This window comes from Chryseobacterium arthrosphaerae, assembly GCF_001684965.1.
Lineage (GTDB): Bacteria > Bacteroidota > Bacteroidia > Flavobacteriales > Weeksellaceae > Chryseobacterium > Chryseobacterium arthrosphaerae.
The window spans coordinates 1,234,334-1,255,505 of the sequence record NZ_MAYG01000001.1 but is presented as its reverse complement, the minus strand read 5'-3'; the positions used below and the strand labels follow the sequence as shown (position 1 = coordinate 1,255,505).

Sequence of the window (21,172 nt, the reverse complement as noted above, 5' to 3'; positions counted from 1 at the left end):
ATAATTCTTTAAACTCTTATATCTATTCTAGAGATCCAGCTGCCTCTGGAACTCCTCCAGATACTTCGCAATGTGAATTCCGTCTGCGAGGCCATGATGAGCTTCAACAGAAACGGGAAGAAACTTTTTACCGTCACGGATATTGAACCTGCCAAAAGCAATTTTTGGTACTGATTCCGTTGTATTAAAATCAGTGGGATGTACAATCGCACTGAAAGAATTCCACGGGATGGTGGTATGTCTTACATGATCTTTTCCTAATCTTTCATTGCTGAGTCTAAGCCCTGTAGATTCATGTACACCTTTTATTTCTTTCTGAAGCGCCGCATTGAACACTTCAAAATCTTCCGAAAAATGGGTAAACGAGAATCCAAAAGTCCCATCTGGTCTTCCAATGGTGCTTCCTGCATGTACAATATCAAACTGAACAACCTGCCCGTCTATGATTCTGAGTTTTAACTCATCAACCGTATTGACAGCAACCATAGATTTATGATAGTAATAGGCAAAGAAAGAATATCCTTTTTCTTTAGCAGTATCATACGCTTTGGTACAGTCTACTTCCGTTGTAAAACCAAAATAAGGACTTGCCATCTTAGAGAAAAATTCAAAATGCTCCTTTCTGTTCCATTGCTCAAGGTCTACGATCTTCATTGCTTTTTATTTGCTGCAAATTTCAGCATTTTTTACCGGTTTTTAATGCTTTTACAAATGAAATTTCAAGAATCAGACCGTACATTTTGCTGATAAAGCACAATTATTGTATTGTATATACCTCTGAGATTAACATAGAGCAGAGCCTGAACATTCCGGGTTTTGCACTTAAAAATAGATGTATTCAAAAAAAACTGTTGTTATGGAAATACAAAATAGTAAAGGTAATCAATGGTCAGCAAGAAAGATTGATCATTCTTATATTGTAAGTATTGACAATCATGCGAATATCGTAGAAACTTTAACGGATTTCGTCAGGAATCAGAATATCCGGGCCGGAGAAGTGACAGGAATAGGAGCTGTAAGCGAGGCTACACTCCGTTTTTTTAATCCTGCAACAAAAAATTATGTTGATAAAACCTTCAAAGAACAGATGGAAGTAACCAATATCTCCGGAAATGTTTCTGAAATTGAAGGAAAGCTTACCCTTCATCTGCATATTACATTAGGAAGAGAAGATTATACCGCTTTGGCAGGTCATCTTCTGGAAGCGAAGATCCGGGGAGCAGCAGAATTTATTTTTTATCCGCTGAACACCAGAGTTGTAAAACTGAAAAATGAAGAAACCGGAATCAATCTCTATGATTTTGAAAAATAAAAAGGTTAGAGAACGTAAAGGCTTGATTAATCTTTACGTTTTCCAACCCTTTTTATCATTGTGTTTTTTCTGTTCGGTTAAACTTCGGTAGTTGTCACCCCGAATTTCTTTTTGAAAGAAGAATAAAAATGGGACAGATTCTCAAATCCCAGATCAAGGTAAATATCCGAAGGTTTTTTATCCTTATTTTTAATTAAATAATAGGCTTCTTTTAACCGTCTTTCTTTCAGCCACTGTCTGGGACTCCTATGGAAAACCTTTTCAAAATCCCTTTTGAAGCCTGAAAGGCTGCGTCCCGTAAGCTGGGCAAAAGCATTCACAGAGACATTGAACATAAAATTCTTATTCATAAACTCTTCAATATCAATCTTATGAGGTTCAGAAAAATCAAAAATAAGATTTTTAAGATCGGGATTACTCAGTAAAAGCAGCTCTATCGCTTCCTTTATTTTTAAGGCAGCCAGTCTTGGAGGTACCGTTTCTGTCTTATTGATATAAGGCAATAATGAGGCAAAATAACTCCTGAAAAAATCATCCGGTTCAAAAAACAGCCGTTGATTTTCCGGGAAAGGAGCGTCTGTTTTTACCCTGTTTTCAGCAGCGTACTGCCTGAGCGTTTCATCATCAAGAGTAATCGCAATAAACTCATACTTCTGATGGGCCGAAGGATGCTTTACTGTTCTGATCAATTGATTTTTCCTAACCAGAACCACAGTATTCTCCCTGATGATCGTTGTACCCTGTTCATGAAAAGCATGGGTTTCCCCAGACAGCTGAAATCCCAGAAAATGATCCGGAATAAATTCCTCATGGCCTCTGTAAGATTCAAAGGCACAGGAATAAACCAATTGGTTGAAGATGATTTCAGAAGTATTTTCCATAATGCAAATATCTGAAATTTAAGCTATAACAGCAGATCCGGCTTCAGCAATTTCCTTATCCTGCTCAGGCGTTCCACCGGATGACCCAATCGCTCCAATGATTCTTCCCTCAGCATCTTTAATCACAACTCCGCCTGCAATCGTTAAAAGCCCGTCATTGGAATTCAGCATTCCGTACCCATGGATACCCGCTCCTGAAATAATACTGCCCATAATATCACTGTTTACTCCGAACATCACTGCTGTTTTTGCCTTTTTGACGGCAAAATCAATCACTCCATAAACACTGTCCAGTCGGGCAAAAGCCTGCAGATATCCTCCCGTATCTACAACAGCAATGCTTACAGGAATTTTCAGGGAAAGTGCCTTTTCTTTGGCGGCCTGTAATGCTTTTTCCGCCAGGTTATAATTCATTTCCATGCGGTTAGCTTTTTATTGTCCACGCTTCAGTTTGCAGCTGTTTTACAAAGTCTTCCGTTTCTTTAGGGTGTACATTTCTGAAGTTGCTGTTATCATCCAGCGCTACATTCACGATCACTTCTGCCATAGATTTCGGATCCAGCTGATGGGCCAGAGATTCCGCTGCACCGTCAAAAGCAGACTCAGGCGTGAAATTCACTTCAGGATTATACCAGCGGAAGATAGAATCCACTCCCCTGTCATTAAAACCTGTTCCAAATACTCCCGGATTGCAGGTGGCAATTTTGATATTAAATGGAGCAAGCTCAGTTTTCAGACCTTCAGCAATAGATTCCAAAGCATGTTTAGAAGCACAGTAAGCTGCAACATAAGGCACCGTCCATAAACCGCCCATAGATGAAGTGAAAACGATTTTCCCGCTTTTCTTTTCAACGAATTTCCTGATAAATCCCTGGGCCAGTTCCAGTGCACCAAACACATTCACTTCAAACATAGAACGGATGATATCAACCGGCTGCTCGGCAATAGGTCCGCCCTCCATGATTCCTGCGTTGCTGATCAGAATATCAATATCATATTTTTTTAAAATATAGGCAATATCTGCCGGGTTGGTCACATCCAGCTTATCAACTGTAAGCTCCACTCCCAGTTCCTGAGCTTCACGTATTAAATCACTCATCTGAGGATATACCTGTGTGGTGGCGATCACCTTATGTCCTTTTCCGGCAAGATCGAAAGCAGCAATTTTTCCGAATCCGCTTGCTGCACCTGTAATTAGAATTGTTTTACTCATTGTATTTTTTTTAAATGATGATACAAATTTCAAGGATTCAGAACTCATGGGTATTGGTGTGCAGTCCAAATATATATTGTCATAAAGTCCATTTTTTTAATATAAATAGCACTGTCATTCAATAGGAACAGATTTGGAACCGTTTAATCAGAACAATCATTCCAACGGCTTCAGCCAAACTTTATTAAGAGCCACATGGATAAAAAGTGATACTGTCTGTTGAATCAAATAAAAGCAAACCCTACCACATTATAAGAGATTAGCTCAAGGTTATAGAAATAAAATCATTCCTTTATCGTAAATTGGTTAAGTTTTTGAAGCGTATTCCATAAAACCAATCACATCATTGAAATTAATCACATTTACCAAAAAAGGAATTTATTGTACTCAGGGAAAATTTTATATTGATCCCTGGAGGCCTGTTGATATGGCTGTTATTACCCACGGTCATGCCGATCATGCACGCTGGGGTATGAAGAAATATCTTTGTCATCATTTTACAAAACCTATTCTGTACCAGAGAATTGGTATAGATATCGAGTGCCAGAGTGTAGAATATGGCGAAAAAATCAATATCAACGGGGTACAGCTTTCTTTCCATCCGGCCGGACACATCATCGGTTCTGCCCAGATAAGACTGGAATATAAAGGGTATGTAAGCGTAATTTCCGGTGATTACAAAATTCAGGATGATGGGTTAAGTACTCCCTTTGAGCTTGTAAAATGTAATGAATTTGTGACAGAAAGTACCTTTGGACTGCCCATTTATAACTGGCTGGAAATTGATGATTTGAATAAAAAACTTCAGAGCTGGGTACTGAAGAACCAGGAAAACAATAAAACATCCGTATTCATCGGCTATTCTTTAGGCAAAGCACAGCGGATTATGAAAGCAATGGAAGGATTGGGCAAAATATATGTACATTATTCAATAGGAAAGCTGAATGAAGCTTTTGAAGCCGTGGGAATTGATCTTCCTGAATATACGATTGCAGATTTCAGGGAACGCCCGAAAGAAATGGAACATCAGATCGTCATTGTTCCTCCTGCATTACTGGACAGCAATATTATAAAAAAGATTCCTGATCCGGCAACGGCAATATGCTCAGGCTGGATGCAGGTACGTGGGGCCAGAAGATGGCGGAGCGCAGATGCAGGGTTTGCCATGAGTGATCATGCGGACTGGAAAGGATTGCTGCAGACTGTAAAAGCTACGGAAGCAGAAATCGTACATGTTACCCATGGGCAGACAGAAGTATTTTCAAAATACCTGAATGAGACAGGAATCCGGGCAGATGTTGTAGAAACACTGTTTGGGGATGACGAAGAAGATAATGAAAAAGAAACCACTGAAAACCGGGAATTATGAGACATTTTGCAGACCTTATCAATGCCCTGGAAACAACCAATAAGACCAATGCCAAAATTGATGCGATCATCGATTATCTCGAGCGGACCCCTGATGATGATAAAGTATGGTTTATTGCCTTATTTACAGGAAAAAGACCCAAAAGAAACGTCAACACCAACTATATGAAAGAGTGGGCTCTGGAAATTACAGGCCTTCCGTTATGGCTGTTTCAGGAGAGCTATTCTTCCGTAGGGGATCTTGGGGAAACACTTTCTCTGATCCTTCCGCCTCCACAGCATAAAATTGACCGAACTCTATCACAGTGGATGAATGATATTGTTGGCTTGAAAGATAAAACAGATGCCGAAAAAAAGGCTTTTGTACTGGATTCATGGAATGGCCTGGATTACACCGAACGTTTGATTTTCAATAAATTAATTGGCGGAAGTTTCCGTATTGGCGTTTCAGATAAGACCCTGATCAATGCATTGACCCGATTTTCAGAGCAGGAGTCCAGCACTTTGATGCACAGCCTGATGGGAAAATGGCAGCCTGGTGAAGTTTCTTTTACAGAATTGATCTCAGCAGAAAATATCAACCCTGACAATTCAAAACCCTACCCTTTCTGCCTGGCCTATCCTTTGGAAAAAGAGCCTGAAGAGCTTGGGGAAACTGATGATTGGCTGGCAGAATATAAATGGGATGGAATACGGGGGCAGATTATCCGGAGAAATGATGAGGTCTTCATATGGTCCAGAGGAGAAGAACTTATCACAGAACAATTTCCGGAGATCACGGAAACAGTACAGGCCATGAAAGGCAACTTTGTGATCGATGGAGAAATACTTGCAGTAATAGAGGGCAAGGTTTTAAACTTCAATGAATTACAGAAAAGATTAAACAGAAAAACTTTAACAAAGAAAATGCTTGCCGAAATTCCGATTAAGGTATTTGCCTATGACCTCCTGGAGCTTGAAAATAACGACCTTAGAGACAAACCCGTTTCGGGAAGAAGAGCAATGCTGGAAGAATTATTACTGAATGAATCTCCCGGGAATATCCAGCTTTCCGGAAGTATAGATTTTGAACATTGGGATGAGCTGAAAATTGCCCGGGAAAACTCAAGATCCGTCAACAGCGAAGGACTGATGCTGAAGCAGAAGAATTCACCCTATCATGCCGGCCGTAAAAAAGGCGACTGGTGGAAATGGAAAATCAATCCGTTTACCATTGATGCTGTTCTGATCTATGCCCAGAAAGGCAGCGGCAGAAGGAGCGCCTATTATACAGACTATACTTTTGCCGTAAAAAACGGAGATGCATTGGTAACCATTGCAAAAGCCTATTCGGGATTAACGGATAAAGAAATCATGGAAGTAAGCCGGTTTGTGAACAAAAATGCCATTGAAAAATTCGGGCCTGTACGAACGGTAAAAGCGGAACTCGTTTTTGAAATCGCTTTTGAAGGAATAGGCTTCAGTAACCGTCATAAAAGCGGTGTAGCACTGCGGTTTCCGAGAATTGTAAGGTGGCGGAAAGACAAAACCGTAGATGAAATTGATCATCTGGAAGAAATAAAAAAATTAATACAGTAGATTTTAAGGTAATTTTTTGCCCGCAAAGGTATTTCGTTTAACTCCTGTAAATATTACTTTGCCACACAAAAACATAAAAGCAATATAAACCCTCAGCGCCTTTTACGTTAAAACTAAATTAAAATAACATTGTCAGCTTTCGAACATACCGACGGATTTAAAATCATTCAGCAATGGATGACAGATAAAGGCATATCCCCTTTCAAATTTCAGACGGATACCTGGCGGAAATTCGGGAACGGATACAGTGGTATGGTCGTAGCTCCTACAGGTTTCGGGAAAACATTTTCTGTATTTCTTGCATTGGTTTCTGATTTCCTCAATCATCCCGCACAATATAAAAAAGGATTGAAAATGCTATGGATCACGCCTCTCAGATCTTTGTCTAAAGATATTGCCAAGGCCATGCAGGAAGCGATTGATGAGATCGGGCTCGACTGGGCTGTCGGCGTAAGAAACGGTGATACAGATCCTAAAGTAAGGCAGCAGCAGGTGAAAAAAATGCCTGACATCCTTGTGGTAACCCCTGAAAGTGTACATCTGCTCCTTGCTCAGAAAAATCATGAAAGTTTTTTCCGGGACATGAAATGCGTTGTGGTTGATGAATGGCATGAGCTGCTCGGATCCAAACGTGGTGTTATGGTCGAGTTAGGCATTTCGCAGCTCAGGAAATATGTTCCCAAACTGAAAATATGGGGCATCACTGCCACCATCGGAAATCTGGATGAGGCGATGGAGGTACTCATTCCGTATGATATTAAAAAAACGAAAATTGCAGCTAAGGAACATAAGAAAATAGATATTATCCCGGTCTTCCCCAATGAAATTGAAATTCTTCCCTGGGCAGGGCATCTGGGGCACAAACTGGCAGATAAAGTCGTTCCGATCATTCTTGAGTCCAGATCAACCATTGTTTTTACCAACACCAGAAGCCAGAGTGAAATGTGGTATCAGCTTTTATTGGATGCTTATCCTGATTTTGCAGGACAGATTGCCATTCACCACAGTTCTATTGACGCCCATTTGCGCATCTGGATCGAAGAAAATTTAAGCTCGGGAAAGCTAAAAGCAGTGGTTTCAACTTCATCTTTAGATCTGGGCATTGATTTTAAACCTGTTGATACGGTCATCCAGATTGGCTCGGCAAAAGGTGTTGCAAGATTTCTGCAAAGGGCGGGTCGAAGCGGGCACTCCCCTTTTGAGACCTCAAGGATTTACTGTGTTCCTACCCATTCCTTAGAGCTGATCGAGGTTTCAGCATTAAAGGAAGCCGTAAAACAGAAGGTCGTTGAACCCAGGGAACCGCAGGTCTTATGTTTCGATGTATTGGTTCAGTTTCTGATGACACTCGCCGTTGGAAATGGTTTTTATCCTGAAGAAACCTTTGAAAGGATAAAAAAAGTATTTGCTTTTCAGGGAATGATGGATGCAGAATGGAGAAGTATTCTTGAATTTCTCACCATTGGCGGCAGCGTTTTAAAAAATTATGAAGAATTCCATAAAATTGTGATCATGGAAGACGGACTGTATAAGGTTACTTCCAGAAAGATTGCCATGCTTCACCGGATGAATATGGGGGTTATTGTAAGTGATGCCATGCTGAAGGTAAAATTTATTTCCGGAGGCTATGTAGGAATGATTGAAGAATATTTTATCTCAAAACTGAAAAAAGAAGAAAAATTTATTCTTGCCGGACGTACCCTTGAAGTGGCGATGATCAAAGATATGACGGTGTATGTAAGGGCAGCAAAAGGTAAAGCCCTCGTACCAAGCTATCTGGGAGGAAGACTGCCTTTAAGCTCAGACCTTGGCCACTATTTAAGAGAAAAACTCTCCCATGCCCTGAACCCGAAGGCTTCCGAAAAAGAGCTGAAGTTTCTGCATCCTCTGCTGATCAATCAGGAAACGAATTCCCATATCCCGCAGGAGAATGAATTTCTGGTAGAAATGATCAGAAACCGTGAAGGATATCACCTGTTCATGTATCCTTTTGAGGGCAGACTGGTGCACGAAGTAATGGCTGCTTTAATTGCTTACCGCATTTCAAAGCTGGCCCCTATTTCTTTTTCAATGGCGATGAATGATTACGGATTTGAACTTTTCAGTGATAAAGAAATTCCGCTCAATGAAGAGAATCTGCAGCAGGTCTTAAGCCGTGATAACCTTATGAATGACGTCATCGCCAGTATCAATTCTGCAGAAATGGCAAGAAGGAAATTCCGTGATATTGCAGTGATTTCAGGAATGGTCATTCAAAATTACGCAGGCAAGCAAAGGTCCAATAAATCTTTACAAAGCTCAGCCGGGCTTATTTTCAAGGTATTGGAAGATTATGACCCTGATCATTTTCTGATCAGACAGGCTTATACCGAGGTTTTCAATATGCAGCTGCAGGAACAGCGGCTTGTAGAAGCTTTTAAAAGAATTGAAAAATCTGATATTATATTGAAGCATTCACGTTCTTTCACCCCTTTAAGCTTTCCTATCAAAGTAGACAGCCTCCGGCAAACCCTTTCCAGTGAAGGACTTGATGCGAGAATTAAAAGAATGCTTAAATTATCGGGCATACAGTAAGTGATGAGCGTTAATAGCGACTTTCCTATATCTTTTAATCTTTGCCAAAATCTGTTTTTAACTGTTAAATTCCTTTGAAAAGTTTAATAATCGCCGTACCTTAGAGTATCTTCTTTGAAGAGTAAATAACATTCACACGATGGCAAAATTATTCTTGGTCCGTCACGGGCAGTCACTCTGGAATCTGGAAAACCGGTTTACAGGATGGCAGGATATCGATATTACAGAAGTTGGAATTGAAGAAGCCAGAAAGGCAGGGATCGCTTTAAAAAAAGAAAGAATAGACATTGCTTTTACTTCCGCACTGATCCGGGCACAGCATACCCTCAATCTTATTCTTGAAGAAACGGGAAATACCCATATTCCGGTAGTAACAGATAAAGCACTGAACGAAAGGTCTTATGGTAATCTTGAAGGGCTCAATAAAGCGGAAACAGCGCTGAAATATGGAGACGAACAGGTTCACACCTGGCGCAGGTCATACGATGTAGTGCCTCCGGGAGGTGAAAGTCTTAAAGATACCTATAACCGGGTCATTCCCTATTTTGAAGCCCAGATTGTACCTCCGCTGAGACAGGGTAAAAATGTATTGGTTGTTGCTCACGGGAACAGCCTCCGTGCACTGATCATGTATCTGGAGCACCTTTCTCCCGAAGAAATTTTAGAAAGAGAAATAGCAACCGGTGTTCCTCTGACCTATTTTTTTGATGAAAATTTTCATGTAAGCAGAGTAGAAAACGAATGATCTGTAAAAATATAATTATAAAAAATCTAACTTTGAACCGTATTGATCATTCAAATAATAATTCCCATTCCCCAAAGTGTTGATAACAGCAAAAAAAATCTCCATTCAAAACGAAACATTTATTCTTACCAATCAGCGGGCCCTGTTTTGGGAAAGAGAGAAAGCATTGATTCTCTCCGACCTTCATATAGGAAAGACCGCTCATTTCCGCAAAAACGGGATTGCATTGGCCAACCAGATTATGAAAAACGATCTGCAAAGATTGTCGGCACTGATAGAATATTTCAGGCCTGAAAAATTTATTGTGGTAGGCGATCTGCTTCATGCAGGTGACAATTCCGATGTGGATGAGTTCTGTATATGGAAAAATCAATATCCTGAAATTCAGTTTTATCTTATTGAAGGAAATCATGACCGGATCTCAAAGGCTCTGGAAAATAAACTATGCTTCCATCATAAAGCTGAATGGCTTATAATGAATCCTGTCACATTTATTCATGATTTTGATACGGCCAGATCCGGATTTCAGATTACCGGACATATTCATCCGGGAATTGTTCTGCATTCTGCTGTAAAAAGGATCAGGCTTCCGTGCTTTGCCATCAGTGATAATCAGTTACTTCTTCCCGCTTTCAGTGAGTTTACCGGATTGGATACCAAAAATCTGCCTGCGAAAAGTAAGTTTTTTGTTTTTACAGATTCGGAGATTTATGAAATCTGACGGATGTGCTATGAAAGTTACCCATGTCAAGGTTCCAAATCCTGACATGGGTAATGAAAACTATATATTTTTCCTGCTTAAACGGATGCTGTAAACCGTAATCAGGACCGTAATCAATAGGAACAAAGCACCTATCCATGGTGTACTTGCCAGTCCTAAAGATGATGTCACAATCATTCCTCCTGCATAAGACCCGATTGCAATACCGATATTAAATGCAGCAATATTAATCCCGGAAGCGACATCCTCAGTTCCCGGAAGTTCTTTTTCCGCGATCTGTACTACCAATAGCTGAAGCCCGGGAACAGAAGCAAATGACAAGGCTCCTAAAAAGAAAAGAGTAATGATACTTAAAACCGGACTACTTACTGTAAAATAAAAGGCAAGCAGTACCAATCCCTGTGCTGCAAACATCCACAGAAGGGCTTTCAAAGGATTTTTATTGGCTACCTTTCCTCCAATCAGATTTCCTATGGCAATGGCAATCCCATAGATTAGAAGAATGAAAGTCACAGTTGACTCCTGAAAACCTGTAATTTTCTGTAATATGGGTGACAGATAGGTAAACACTACAAATGTACCCCCATACCCCATTGCTGTCATTAGAAAAGCAAAAATCAAGCGTCTGTTTCCCAGTACTTTAAATTGGCTTCTTACAGAAGCGGTCTTTCCATTTTTCAGGTTGTTGGGAACCAATAATACACTTGAAATCAGTCCGATAATCCCAAGAATAGAAACTCCTATAAAAGTTGCTCTCCATCCGAAATGCTGTCCTATAAACGTACCCAGCGGAACCCCCGTTACAATGGCTAGTGTAAGCCCGGCAAACATAATTGATATTGCAGTAGCTCTTTTCTCCTGAGGAACCAGAGAAGCCGCAATGGTAGAACCGATGGAAAAATAAACCCCATGGGCAAATCCGGTAAGTATTCTCGCTAAAACCAAAGTTATGAAACCGGGAGCTACAGACGCCAGTCCGTTTCCGATGACAAACAGCAACATAATAGATACCAATAGCGTCTTACGTGGGATTTTTCCTGTTAATGCCGTTAATATCGGTGCTCCGATAGCAACTCCTATTGCATAAAGACTGACCAGTAAACCTGCCGAAGGAATACTGATGCCGAGATCAGAAGCTACTGTAGGTAACAGCCCTACGATTACAAATTCTGTAGTTCCTATTCCGAAAGCACTTATCGTTAATGCCCAAAGTGCTGCAGGAAGACCTTTTTTAGCAGTCTGTGCAGCAGTATTGATCTGTATTTCTTTTTGAAAATTCATTGTCCGTAAATTTTTGATATTGACAAAGCAAATTTCCGACGAATAATTGTATTATAAAAATTATTTAAATTACACTAAACTATCATAATTCTGATAGTTTTATTTTAAAATTAAAATTTGTTCCTTTGTAAAGTAATCAGCAGTTTTAATGAAAAAATCAGAAACAACCCGTCTTACCATTCTCCAGAAAGCGTTCGAACTGATCTATGTAAAAGGTTTTCAGACTACAAGCATTGATGAGATTATCGCAACGACTCAGGTAACAAAAGGGGCTTTTTACTATCATTTCAAGACCAAAGATGAAATGGGACTGGCCATTATCAACGAGCTGATGAAGCCTAACTTCAGACGTAATTTTATTGAATCCCTTCAAAACAACAGTAATCCGCTGGAGACTATTTATGAGATCATCTACAGTCTCCTGATGGAAAATGACTTTCTGAAAGTTGAATACGGCTGTCCTACTTCTAATTTTGTGCAGCAGATGGCACCATGGCATACCGCTTTCACACAGGCTTTACACGAACTTTCAAAGGAATGGGAACAAGCCTTCACAGACAGTATTGAAAAAGGCAAAGAAGCAGGAATTATTAAGAAAGATGTCAATGCCAGGGAAGTGAGCGTTTTTGTTATTTCCGGATATTGGGGAGTCAGAAATCTGGGGAAAGTTGAGAATTCGAAAGAAGTATATCTTATTTATTTAAAAGGACTTAAGTCTTATCTCAACGCACTTCAATAATTTTTTTATCTAAAAACATACTAACTAGTATGTTTTTATTATACCTTTGCTGTATTCTAAAAAGAAATCTATGTATCAAACCCTTACATTTTTACATTCGCAAACCCGATGGTTGGTTTTGATAAGTTTAATTTATGCCATTTTCCGTGCTTTTAAAGGATATTTCTCGGACCGGAAATTTACGGGAACCGATCATACTGTAAGGCACTGGACAGCAACAATTGCCCATATCCAACTCATCATAGGAATGATTTTCTACCTCAAAAGTCCGGTGATTCAATACTTCTGGAAGAATTTTAATGAAGCCAGAGAGTCTTTTGAACATTTGTTTTTCGGATTGATTCATATAATTCTGATGATCACTGCTATTATCATCATTACTATAGGTTCAGCACTGGCTAAAAGAAAGCTTTCAGATCAGGAAAAATTCAAAACAATGGGGATATGGTTTTCCCTTGCGCTGATCATTATTTTCATTGCCGTTCCCTGGCCCTTTTCTCCTTTTGCCAACAGACCTTATTTCAGATAATTATGATAGATTTATTTAAAACAAAAACCGGCAGGCTGAGAATCCTGGCAATTCTGGAAGGCATTTCATTATTGAGTTTAGTATGCATTGCCGTTCCGATGAAGTACTGGATGGGAAATCCTTTATTCGTAAGATTAATTGGCCCTGTGCATGGGACCTTATTCCTGCTTTTCCTGTTCAATACCCTGAGCGTCGGCGTAGAGCAGAACTGGAAATTCAAAGAAATAACCTGGAAAGTGATTCTTGCCTGCTTTATTCCTTTCGGAACATTTTATATAGACAGAAAAATTCTCAGTAAACTATGAAAATCATACTCATCATCTGTGCATCAGCGATTATTCTTTATGCCGTTTACAGGATTTACCGGATTCAGACTTTGGATGATGGATTGCCGGCACTGGTCAGAAAAGGAGCGGTCATTCTTGATGTAAGAACAGAAAAAGAGTATGAAACCGGACATACCGAAGGTTCTGTCAATATATCATTAGGAACAATCCGAGAACGCTATGTTGAATTAGATCCCCAAAAAACGTACATTACCGTATGCTCACACGGACTTCGAAGCGTAAAGGCAGAAAGCATCCTGAAAGAAAAAGGCTTTAAAAAGGTCTATAACGGAGGTGCCTGGAGCGATCTACAGAAAACACTCAGACAATAAACTATCAACTTCCTCCAGGTCAATTCCGGAGGAAGTTTACTTTAAATGTCTTTATCCAGCCACACCACTTTCTGCTCAGAAGAATGTTCCTGTCCTATGATATCTCTGTATAAATCAGGTCTCCGTGCCTGCATATACCGGTACCCTCCTGCCTCAACAAGTTTTTCAGGGGTAATCAGAGCCGTTTCAAAACTATCATCAAATGATCTGCATTCGGCAATGATATCTCCGAAAGGATCTATAATCATAGAAGAGCCGTTTTTCAGCTGATCATCATCCATCCCTATAGGATTTGAAAATACAATATAAGCTCCATTATCGTAAGCTCTCGCCGGAAGCCACTTCATCAGCCAGTCCCGGCCCTTCATACCGTTAAATTCCAGACGTAAGGAAGTAGGATCTTTCTTTCTGTTGTTCCAGAGCGCAGGGTCTACAAAACCTGCACCAGGTCTTGTGGAAGGTGTACACATGGTAACATGAGGCATAAAGATAATATCTGCTCCCAGAAGCTTTGTTGCCCTTACATTTTCGATGATATTGTTGTCATAACAGATCAGAATCCCGCACTTCCAGCCTGAAATATCAAATACACAATATTGATTCCCCGGCGTAAGATGTGGGTTGATGAATGGATGAAGCTTCCTGTATTTAGCTTTCAGTCCGGTTTTATCAACACATACGTAAGCCTTGAAGAGTTTATTGTCCTCATCCTTTTCAAAAAGTCCGGCCAGTATGGTGATATTGTGCCGTCCGGCAATTTCCTGTAATTTTCTGATACTTTTCCCTTGCGGAATAATTTCAGCAATATCAAGAAGCTGTTCCTCAGACAGTTTTCTGGCAAAAGTATATCCGGTAATGGAACATTCGTGAAAAACAATCACATCCGAACCCTGGGAAGCAGCCTGTCCTGATAATTTTTCTATAACGGAAAGATTATAATCCTTATCTCCGCTTTTATTTTCAAATTGTGCTGTGGAAATGGTAATATTCATTGTTTTTTTCAGCAAAACTATACGAAAGCATAGCTGAAAAATTGTATAAATCCGACATGCTGATTACAGCTCAATGAAATTAACGGCCATTTTATTTTCTGTTTTTAGGTACTGACCGGGGGTAAGTCCTATATTATTTTTAAATTCCCGGATCAGGTGAGACTGGTCTGCATAGCCTGCATGATAAGAAAGTTCCGTCATGTTTCCTTTATCTTTACCTTTATTCATAAGACTTAGAAAATAGTGGAGACGGATAATATTGCTGTATTTTTTAGGAGATATACCCATGTAATTTTCAAATTTCCGCTCCAGGTGCCGTTCAGTATATCCGGTGAATCTTTCCAGCTCTTTTGAAGAAACGCTTCCCCTGTTCTGAAGAATATACTGCTGTACAGCTGTGATGAAATGATACTCTGAACCTGTTTCCTTTTTTAAAAATTCAGTAAAGAAAATATTGAGCTGATCAATGATTGTTAAAGGGTTTACACTATTCAAAATACTTTCCTGAAAAGGGTCTAGCTTATTCCTGAATACATCTTCAACAGCAATCACCTGATTTCTCACTTCTTTCGCCGGAGCCTGTAAAAGAATATTTAAAAAGTAAGGCTGAAATACAACTGCAATCAACGAGAAACTACCTTTCGAACAAAAATCTTTATATGAATGTAATGCTCCGTAAAAAAAGCTGAAGGAATACGGCCATCCGAAGTACTGGAATACAGATCCATACCACCGGACAGAATAAGCCCGGTACTGCCATCGGTGAACAGCCTCAGGTTTTTACCGGCCTTTTCAGGATTTTCTAAAAAGATATAGTGCCTGATGAAAGGTGCCAGATGTTTGGGTGGCGAAATCTGCATATTCAAATGTACACAAAATTATTTTCTGCTCAATCAGCGAGCGATACAATGCAAGAATATAAAATCTTGTGATAACTTTTTTAATAAAACAAGCCGGAGGTACCACATTTTATTCTCTTTTGGTCAGGTATTTGAAGGTTCAATTACCAATCACTAAAATATAATAATATGTCAACACAAAATTTAACCCACCTTGAAGCAATTAAAAAGATCAAAGAACTGTCGGAAAGCGCAAGAATATGTATGTTCTGTACGGAGCTGGATACGGTTCCTGTCAATTCCCGGCCAATGACCCTTCAGGAAACCGATGACAGCGGAAATCTGTGGTTTATCAGCAGCGGAACCAGCAATAAGAATTTTGAAATAAAAGAAGACCGCCGGGTACAGTTGTTTTTTATGAATAACAGTGACTCACAATATCTTTCAGTATATGGAGAAGCCTCTGTTTATAAAGATAAGGCTACCATAGAAGAAAAATGGTCTCCTCTGGCCAATGCCTGGTTTGATGGGAAAGATGATCCCAACGTAACCATTATCCGTGTTGAGCCTAAAGAAACCTATTATTGGGACACAAAAGCCGGAAAGCTGGTGAGTCTTTTCAAATTTGTTACGGCCGCCATTACAGGAAACAAAACAGATAACTCTGATGGTGTAGAAGGAAATGCTACCGTATAATTTTCAGATATATTCTGATATTTTTATTTTCCTCGCTGATTCTGCAGATTGAACAGACTTTTAAGCGCTACCTGTAGAACAGAAAATAGTAAAATATACCTATTTGCCACTGTTGCACATTTTTTTATTTGTGAATCAGTGGCAATATATTTTCCCGCAATAAATCGATTGCAGAATTTATTCATAAGCCTCTGCAAACTCTGCGAGAGATAAAATTCCATTTGAAAACTATGCAGCATATAATCCAAAAAAAGACGGCCCAATTTCCTGAGCCGCCTTCACAAGACTAATCATACCATTATTTTTTCACATCTTCCATAGATGCTCCGAAATTAATATGAAGTACATTTCCATTGGGCGTAATCAAAGCCGGTACGGATTTTACTCCCGCCTGTTCTGCTTCCTGAATTTTATTTCTGTCATTCCCCAAATGAACAATTTCTACATTTTCTGTGCCTATAAGGCTGATGATATCGTGTTCTGCACTGATGCAGACAGGACAGCCTGCATGATAAAAGATTGGCTTTTTCATAAATTTAAAGAGTAAGTTTTTTAATGATATTTTTTAATTCTTCCGCTTCTTTTTCGTGAAGAGGCTGTAAAGGGCTTCTTAAATTCCCTCCTTCTTCACCAAGAATATTAAGCCCGGCTTTAACTGCTCTCGGAAGTCCTTTATTGACAATGAACTTCAGAAGGTCAAACTGCTGGTAAAAAAGGGACTTCGCCTTTTCAAGATCACCTTCCTCAATGGCATTGTACAACCCAATATTAAGCTCAGGAATAAGATTCGGAGCAGCAGTACACCATCCTCTGGCTCCTGCACAGAAAGCGCCTAATGCCAAAGGATTTGAGCCATTGAAAAAGGCTACTTCCTCACCCAGTTCTCTCCTTAGATAATGCATTCTCTGGATATCCCCGGAGCTTTCCTTGATCATCGTTACATTAGGAATCTCCAGTAATCTTTTTAAAAGCGCCGGAGACATATCTACTCCACTGGTTGCCGGGTTATTGTAAGCCATAATCGGAATGGAGATTTTACGGGCTACAGCGTCATAATGGGCAACAATCTCGTCATCGGTAAGCTTCCAGTAGCTCATAGGAATGATCATTACAGCATCTGCTCCTGCCTTTTCTGCAAACCTGGCATGGTGTATTGTCTTTTCCGTAGTAAGGTTGGAAACGCCTACCAAGGTAGGAACCCTGCCTTTTACCTGTTGTATGGTAGCTTCTGTAACCGCTTCCTTTTCATCATCAGAGAGATAAGGCATTACTCCGGTACTTCCCAATGGTGCTATTCCGTGGTTTCCGGATGTGATAAGCCTTTCTACAAGGTGTTTGAAAAGAGAAATATCTATTTTTTCATTTTCATCAAAAGGAGTGATGGGATAAGCAATAACCCCTTTAAACGGGACATTTTTCATGTTTGTCTTTGTTTAAAAATTTTACAATCTTAAAGGTCCCTGCCTTCTTCTTCTCTTAAAGCCACTCCTAAATTCTGCAGCTGAGGAGCATTTTCGCAGGCAATATATTTGGCAGGCTCTGTATCACTTAAATTCTGATGTTTGTGCCATGCCCATGATGGAATATAAACGGCGTCTCCGGCTTCCCAGTGCACTCTTTCATCTTCTACTTCCGTCCAGCCTTTGCCTTCAATCACAAACAGTACGGTTTCATAGGTATGACGGTGTCTGTTGGTCTGCTGGCCCGGTAATAATCCGCCGATGGTCATACTGACGTTCTTACTGGGAAGATCCACAAAGAATACAGGATGTTTTCTTTCCGTTGAGAACTGGCTGTGCTCACCTGCATTTTCAACGTTTTTATGAATTAAATGGCTTGGCTTCACATACTTTGGTCTTGCAAATGTTTCGTGAAAGTCTTTTGAACTGAATTGTTTCTTGTCCATGATTTTTAAAATTTATTTGTTCTGTGCTTTATTGCATGACAAAATTATTTTATATTTGGACTATTCAAATGATTCAGTTTTTACATAAATAGATAGTCCAGATGCTCAGACCTTGGAAATTAGAATTTGAGATTGATAAAAATCTTGATAAAGCCGTTTATTTGCAGATTGCAGATACCCTTATTGCTGATATACGATCAGGCAGACTGAAAGCCGGAGATGCCCTACCCGGAAGCCGCAACCTGGCATCCACATTAAAAATCAACAGGAATACCGTTGTAGAAGCTTATCAGGTTCTGATCAATGAAGAATGGGTCATTTCAAAAGAAAGAAAAGGTATTTTTGTCTCTGATCAATTACCTTCCCTGCATGAAAAAAGAACAGAAAGGATACAGAATATTCCGGATCCGTCGGTTAGTTCCAATGGTATCATGATCAATTTTGATGACGGCCATCCTGACAGTAAAATAGCGCCTGTTACGGAACTGGCCAGAGCATACCGGCAGATTTTCAGCATCAAAGCCAAATGGCAGATGATGGGCTATGGCAACGAACATGGCGAAACGGAATTCCGTAAAATGATTTCCCAGATGCTCAATCATCAACGGGGAATGCAGATCCATGAAAATGAACTTTCGATTACCAGAGGAAGCCAGATGGGGATGTTTCTTACCGCACAAACTTTACTTACATCAGGAGATCATATTATTGTAGAAAATCCGGGATACCAGCCCGCCTGGCAGGCTTTTGAATATGCAGGGGCCAAGCTGCTGCCGGTAGACGTTGATGAAGAAGGAATCTGCATTGATTCTGTAGAAAAGCTTCTGGCGGAATATAAAAGTATAAAAGCAATATACATTACCCCTCACAGACAATATCCTACTACCGTTACCTTAAGCCTGGCCCGGAGATTAAAGTTGATTGAGCTTTCCAACCGCCATGATATCACCATCATTGAAGATGATTATGATAATGAATTTCATTTCGGATACCGCCCTATCCTTCCTTTGTCAAGTTTTACGGAGCTTAAAAATTATGTTTATATAGGAACGTTGAGTAAAGTTGTAGCGCCTGCTTTAAGAATCGGCTATCTGGCAACCAAAAACCAGGATTTACTGGAAAAGATCGGAAGCCTGAGAAAGATTATTGACGTACATGGTGATGTGATTATGGAACAGGCCGTGCTTCAGCTGATCAGGGAAGGCGCTGTAAAGAAGCACATTAAAAAAGCAACCGTGCATTATAAGAACAAAAGAGATTTTGTGTTTTCTCTTTTAAAAAAGCATATGAGCGATATTGCAGATTTTATCTTACCGGAAGGAGGACTTGCTTTTTGGATTGTACCCAAAAAGGACTTGGATTGGGATGGGGTCACGGCTTTACTATTGGAGAGAAATATTAAAATCATTCATCCGAAACAGTACAGCCGGGATCGTATCAATGGTTTCAGGCTAAGTTATGGAGCGCTTTCTGAAGAACAGCTTGAACAGAGTATTCCTGTTATTTCTGAAGTGATAACAAAATTATCGGAATCGCTTTAATATTGAAGATTACAATAATCTGAAAATTTACGACTTATTCTTTTCCTTACATTGAATGTTTACAAATGATCTGCGTGGTTTGCGAGAAAATTATAAATGCCACTGATTTACGAATAAAAAGTATTCAGGAACTGGTCGCAAAAAAGTCTTCCTGAAGGTTTGTGCCTTACATTTATCGCCCGCTGATTTTGCAGATAACGCAGATGTTTGCGGAAATAGAATTTATTGATCTGTGAGAGGATTTAATTACTAAAGATGCACGAACTTCTTTATTCGTGCATCTGTAAAATTATATCACATAGATAAAGCTTTGTATCCTTGAGAATCTACTCCACTTCAAAAATCGCCTGAATTTCAACTGAAGAATTCACGGGAATAGACGATGCTCCCAATGTGGCTCTTGCATGTTTTCCTTTTTCTCCAAAAACTTCAACCGTAAGGTCCGAAGCGATATTCATAAGATCTGCATGTTTGGTATAATCATCTTTTGTATTGAAGATTCCTGTAAGCTGTACACACTGTTTTACCCTGCCCAGGTCCCCTCCTACAGCTTCTTTGAGTACAGACAATACGTTAAGCATCGTTACTTGGGTCGCATCTTTTACCTGCTGTTCATTAACTTCGACCCCGAGTTTTCCCGGATTGAAAATTTTTCCGTCTTTCAAAGCTACCTGGTTGATGAACACAAGATTTCCTGAACGCACAAATGGCTGGTAATTTCCGGCAGGTTTAGGAACCTGTGGAAGTATAATATTCTTCTGTTTCAGGGCCTCATTGAAGTTCTGTTGGTTATCAACCATTACAGTTTCTTTTTTAGGGCGGGTATCTTTTAGGGCCAAAGCTACTTTTGCAAAGTTTTTCCCTTGAAGTTCAGCAATATTCCTTTCTCCTTTTGTAGGTCTTTCAACGTCTTTTAAAGAAGTCATACTGGTTACTCCCAAAACGGTATTTCCCTGTGGGATGGCTTTATTGAGTTCTTCAGTTCCACGGATTCCGTTGGATACCAATATCATCCCGTGTACGGCAAGACTGTTCCAGAATGCCTGAAGGGCCAGTTCTTTTCCTGCTCCGCTTCCTGCAGACATAAAAACAGTGGCCGGAACTCCTTCCAGTGCATGATTGGTCCATAACTGAACGGTTTTAGATAAGAATTCACTCATTCCCGTACTGATATTTCCGAAATAAACAGGCGAACCGAAAGCAATACCGTCATAGGCTGTAAGTTCTTCCACAGTTGCTATGGGAATGCCTTTCAGGTTTGGGTGTTGTGATGCTTTGACGAGTTTGATGCAAGACTCAGCCTTATTTTCGCTTTCTATTCCTTTGGCTATTTCTTTGGCCAGTTCGTAGGTACCGCCATTATCCGAATGGATCAGAACCAATATTTTTGCTTTATTTTGTGCCATGATGCTCGTGGTGTTTAATAATAAAATTAAAATAAAAAAATTACATAGTTTTCTCATTCCGAATAAGATATATTGATGTTGTTAACTTCTTTTTTAATCCAGGATTTCTGTTTTATCTGCATTAAGAATATTGACTGTACAAAATTACTATTGGCGTTTTTATTAAATTTGCCAAAATATACATTTAAAACGA

The 21,172-nt window shown here is 39.7% G+C and carries 24 protein-coding genes; 12 read left to right on the top strand and 12 right to left on the bottom strand.

Annotation, left to right across the window (positions count from 1 at the left end; genetic code table 11):
* Positions 1–27: 27 nt before the first annotated feature.
* Complete coding sequence (locus BBI00_RS05665) at positions 28–654, bottom strand: chloramphenicol acetyltransferase (protein ID WP_065397853.1); 627 nt, start codon at positions 652–654, stop codon at positions 28–30.
* Between the two features lie 202 nt (positions 655–856).
* On the opposite strand from BBI00_RS05665, the gene BBI00_RS05660 reads away from it, so the two are divergent.
* The gene (locus BBI00_RS05660; protein WP_065399630.1) at positions 857–1,312 is read left to right on the top strand and encodes a PPC domain-containing DNA-binding protein; all 456 of its coding nucleotides are present in this window, start codon (positions 857–859) and stop codon (positions 1,310–1,312) included.
* A gap of 77 nt (positions 1,313–1,389) precedes the next feature.
* Here the strand turns inward: BBI00_RS05660 and BBI00_RS05655 are convergent, their stop codons facing one another.
* Genes BBI00_RS05655 through BBI00_RS05645 form a run of 3 tightly spaced genes read right to left on the bottom strand, consistent with a single transcriptional unit; the run spans position 1,390 to position 3,406 of the window.
* On the bottom strand, positions 1,390–2,193 hold the full coding sequence (locus BBI00_RS05655; protein ID WP_065397852.1) for a helix-turn-helix domain-containing protein: 804 nt from the start codon (positions 2,191–2,193) through the stop codon (positions 1,390–1,392).
* Between the two features lie 18 nt (positions 2,194–2,211).
* Positions 2,212–2,613, bottom strand: a complete 402-nt coding sequence (locus BBI00_RS05650; protein WP_065397851.1) for a GlcG/HbpS family heme-binding protein — start codon at positions 2,611–2,613, stop codon at positions 2,212–2,214.
* 4 nt (positions 2,614–2,617) lie between these two features.
* On the bottom strand, positions 2,618–3,406 hold the full coding sequence (locus BBI00_RS05645; RefSeq protein WP_065399629.1) for an SDR family oxidoreductase: 789 nt from the start codon (positions 3,404–3,406) through the stop codon (positions 2,618–2,620).
* A gap of 346 nt (positions 3,407–3,752) precedes the next feature.
* On the opposite strand from BBI00_RS05645, the gene BBI00_RS05640 reads away from it, so the two are divergent.
* From BBI00_RS05640 to pdeM, 5 genes are all read left to right on the top strand, one after another.
* Complete coding sequence (locus BBI00_RS05640) at positions 3,753–4,775, top strand: ligase-associated DNA damage response exonuclease (RefSeq protein WP_065397850.1); 1,023 nt, start codon at positions 3,753–3,755, stop codon at positions 4,773–4,775.
* Entirely contained in the window at positions 4,772–6,352 is a 1,581-nt protein-coding gene (locus BBI00_RS05635; RefSeq protein ID WP_065397849.1) for an ATP-dependent DNA ligase, read from the top strand. Before BBI00_RS05640 ends, BBI00_RS05635 begins: the two co-directional genes overlap by 4 nt.
* Positions 6,353–6,481: 129 nt before the next feature.
* Positions 6,482–8,926: a ligase-associated DNA damage response DEXH box helicase gene (locus BBI00_RS05630; RefSeq protein WP_083988431.1), complete on the top strand. Its 2,445-nt coding sequence runs from the start codon at positions 6,482–6,484 to the stop codon at positions 8,924–8,926.
* A gap of 139 nt (positions 8,927–9,065) precedes the next feature.
* The gene (locus BBI00_RS05625; protein ID WP_065397848.1) at positions 9,066–9,671 is read left to right on the top strand and encodes a 2,3-bisphosphoglycerate-dependent phosphoglycerate mutase; all 606 of its coding nucleotides are present in this window, start codon (positions 9,066–9,068) and stop codon (positions 9,669–9,671) included.
* Between the two features lie 79 nt (positions 9,672–9,750).
* Entirely contained in the window at positions 9,751–10,392 is a 642-nt protein-coding gene (gene pdeM, locus BBI00_RS05620; RefSeq protein WP_165602495.1) for a ligase-associated DNA damage response endonuclease PdeM, read from the top strand.
* Positions 10,393–10,452: 60 nt separating this feature from the next.
* Here the strand turns inward: pdeM and BBI00_RS05615 are convergent, their stop codons facing one another.
* Positions 10,453–11,673, bottom strand: coding sequence for an MFS transporter (locus BBI00_RS05615; RefSeq protein ID WP_065397846.1), 1,221 nt, complete (start codon positions 11,671–11,673; stop codon positions 10,453–10,455).
* A gap of 148 nt (positions 11,674–11,821) precedes the next feature.
* Here BBI00_RS05615 and BBI00_RS05610 point away from each other — a divergent pair, with 148 nt between their 5' ends.
* From BBI00_RS05610 to BBI00_RS05595, 4 genes are all read left to right on the top strand, one after another.
* Positions 11,822–12,412 (top strand): TetR/AcrR family transcriptional regulator, encoded by a 591-nt coding sequence (locus tag BBI00_RS05610; RefSeq protein WP_065397845.1) that lies wholly within the window; start codon positions 11,822–11,824, stop codon positions 12,410–12,412.
* A 70-nt stretch (positions 12,413–12,482) separates the two neighbouring features.
* Complete coding sequence (locus BBI00_RS05605; RefSeq protein WP_065397844.1) at positions 12,483–12,941, top strand: hypothetical protein; 459 nt, start codon at positions 12,483–12,485, stop codon at positions 12,939–12,941.
* 2 nt (positions 12,942–12,943) lie between these two features.
* Positions 12,944–13,246, top strand: coding sequence for a DUF3817 domain-containing protein (locus tag BBI00_RS05600; RefSeq protein ID WP_065397843.1), 303 nt, complete (start codon positions 12,944–12,946; stop codon positions 13,244–13,246).
* Entirely contained in the window at positions 13,243–13,599 is a 357-nt protein-coding gene (locus tag BBI00_RS05595) for a rhodanese-like domain-containing protein (RefSeq protein WP_065397842.1), read from the top strand. The genes BBI00_RS05600 and BBI00_RS05595 overlap by 4 nt, the downstream gene beginning before the upstream one ends.
* Positions 13,600–13,640: 41 nt before the next feature.
* Here the strand turns inward: BBI00_RS05595 and BBI00_RS05590 are convergent, their stop codons facing one another.
* From BBI00_RS05590 to BBI00_RS05580, 3 genes are all read right to left on the bottom strand, one after another.
* On the bottom strand, positions 13,641–14,591 hold the full coding sequence (locus BBI00_RS05590) for a nitrilase family protein (RefSeq protein WP_065397841.1): 951 nt from the start codon (positions 14,589–14,591) through the stop codon (positions 13,641–13,643).
* A gap of 63 nt (positions 14,592–14,654) precedes the next feature.
* Positions 14,655–15,143: a helix-turn-helix domain-containing protein gene (locus BBI00_RS05585; RefSeq protein ID WP_394363635.1), complete on the bottom strand. Its 489-nt coding sequence runs from the start codon at positions 15,141–15,143 to the stop codon at positions 14,655–14,657.
* Positions 15,144–15,214: 71 nt separating this feature from the next.
* Positions 15,215–15,451 carry a DUF6597 domain-containing transcriptional factor gene (locus tag BBI00_RS05580; RefSeq protein WP_065397839.1) on the bottom strand — a complete coding sequence of 79 codons (237 nt, stop codon included), beginning with the start codon at positions 15,449–15,451 and terminating at the stop codon, positions 15,215–15,217.
* A gap of 168 nt (positions 15,452–15,619) precedes the next feature.
* Here BBI00_RS05580 and BBI00_RS05575 point away from each other — a divergent pair, with 168 nt between their 5' ends.
* The gene (locus BBI00_RS05575; protein WP_065397838.1) at positions 15,620–16,126 is read left to right on the top strand and encodes a pyridoxamine 5'-phosphate oxidase family protein; all 507 of its coding nucleotides are present in this window, start codon (positions 15,620–15,622) and stop codon (positions 16,124–16,126) included.
* Positions 16,127–16,424: 298 nt separating this feature from the next.
* Here BBI00_RS05575 and BBI00_RS05565 read toward each other — a convergent pair whose 3' ends face one another.
* From BBI00_RS05565 to BBI00_RS05555, 3 genes are read right to left on the bottom strand one after another with little or no spacing between them, the layout of a single operon-like run.
* Positions 16,425–16,658, bottom strand: coding sequence for a thioredoxin domain-containing protein (locus BBI00_RS05565; protein ID WP_065397836.1), 234 nt, complete (start codon positions 16,656–16,658; stop codon positions 16,425–16,427).
* Between the two features lie 4 nt (positions 16,659–16,662).
* Complete coding sequence (locus BBI00_RS05560) at positions 16,663–17,547, bottom strand: dihydrodipicolinate synthase family protein (protein WP_065397835.1); 885 nt, start codon at positions 17,545–17,547, stop codon at positions 16,663–16,665.
* A gap of 29 nt (positions 17,548–17,576) precedes the next feature.
* The gene (locus BBI00_RS05555) at positions 17,577–18,032 is read right to left on the bottom strand and encodes a cupin domain-containing protein (protein WP_065397834.1); all 456 of its coding nucleotides are present in this window, start codon (positions 18,030–18,032) and stop codon (positions 17,577–17,579) included.
* 101 nt (positions 18,033–18,133) lie between these two features.
* Between BBI00_RS05555 and pdxR the strand changes: the two genes are divergently transcribed.
* A complete protein-coding gene (gene pdxR, locus BBI00_RS05550; protein WP_065397833.1) occupies positions 18,134–19,573 on the top strand; it encodes a MocR-like pyridoxine biosynthesis transcription factor PdxR in 1,440 nt (479 codons plus the stop codon).
* Positions 19,574–19,899: 326 nt separating this feature from the next.
* Here pdxR and BBI00_RS05545 read toward each other — a convergent pair whose 3' ends face one another.
* Complete coding sequence (locus tag BBI00_RS05545; protein ID WP_065397832.1) at positions 19,900–21,036, bottom strand: Atu1372/SO_1960 family protein; 1,137 nt, start codon at positions 21,034–21,036, stop codon at positions 19,900–19,902.
* Positions 21,037–21,172 lie beyond the last annotated feature (136 nt).

Coding starts and splice junctions, on each gene's coding strand:
- BBI00_RS05590 (WP_065397841.1), bottom strand. CDS start 14,591: ATGAATATTACCATTTCCACAGCACAATTTGAAAATAAAAGCGGAGAT.
- BBI00_RS05665 (WP_065397853.1), bottom strand. CDS start 654: ATGAAGATCGTAGACCTTGAGCAATGGAACAGAAAGGAGCATTTTGAA.
- BBI00_RS05605 (WP_065397844.1), top strand. CDS start 12,483: ATGTATCAAACCCTTACATTTTTACATTCGCAAACCCGATGGTTGGTT.
- BBI00_RS05545 (WP_065397832.1), bottom strand. CDS start 21,036: ATGAGAAAACTATGTAATTTTTTTATTTTAATTTTATTATTAAACACC.
- BBI00_RS05580 (WP_065397839.1), bottom strand. CDS start 15,451: ATGCAGATTTCGCCACCCAAACATCTGGCACCTTTCATCAGGCACTAT.
- BBI00_RS05560 (WP_065397835.1), bottom strand. CDS start 17,547: ATGAAAAATGTCCCGTTTAAAGGGGTTATTGCTTATCCCATCACTCCT.
- BBI00_RS05600 (WP_065397843.1), top strand. CDS start 12,944: ATGATAGATTTATTTAAAACAAAAACCGGCAGGCTGAGAATCCTGGCA.
- BBI00_RS05565 (WP_065397836.1), bottom strand. CDS start 16,658: ATGAAAAAGCCAATCTTTTATCATGCAGGCTGTCCTGTCTGCATCAGT.
- BBI00_RS05575 (WP_065397838.1), top strand. CDS start 15,620: ATGTCAACACAAAATTTAACCCACCTTGAAGCAATTAAAAAGATCAAA.
- pdxR (WP_065397833.1), top strand. CDS start 18,134: ATGCTCAGACCTTGGAAATTAGAATTTGAGATTGATAAAAATCTTGAT.
- BBI00_RS05555 (WP_065397834.1), bottom strand. CDS start 18,032: ATGGACAAGAAACAATTCAGTTCAAAAGACTTTCACGAAACATTTGCA.
- BBI00_RS05610 (WP_065397845.1), top strand. CDS start 11,822: ATGAAAAAATCAGAAACAACCCGTCTTACCATTCTCCAGAAAGCGTTC.
- BBI00_RS05615 (WP_065397846.1), bottom strand. CDS start 11,673: ATGAATTTTCAAAAAGAAATACAGATCAATACTGCTGCACAGACTGCT.
- BBI00_RS05595 (WP_065397842.1), top strand. CDS start 13,243: ATGAAAATCATACTCATCATCTGTGCATCAGCGATTATTCTTTATGCC.
- BBI00_RS05645 (WP_065399629.1), bottom strand. CDS start 3,406: ATGAGTAAAACAATTCTAATTACAGGTGCAGCAAGCGGATTCGGAAAA.
- BBI00_RS05650 (WP_065397851.1), bottom strand. CDS start 2,613: ATGGAAATGAATTATAACCTGGCGGAAAAAGCATTACAGGCCGCCAAA.
- BBI00_RS05635 (WP_065397849.1), top strand. CDS start 4,772: ATGAGACATTTTGCAGACCTTATCAATGCCCTGGAAACAACCAATAAG.
- BBI00_RS05625 (WP_065397848.1), top strand. CDS start 9,066: ATGGCAAAATTATTCTTGGTCCGTCACGGGCAGTCACTCTGGAATCTG.
- BBI00_RS05660 (WP_065399630.1), top strand. CDS start 857: ATGGAAATACAAAATAGTAAAGGTAATCAATGGTCAGCAAGAAAGATT.
- BBI00_RS05655 (WP_065397852.1), bottom strand. CDS start 2,193: ATGGAAAATACTTCTGAAATCATCTTCAACCAATTGGTTTATTCCTGT.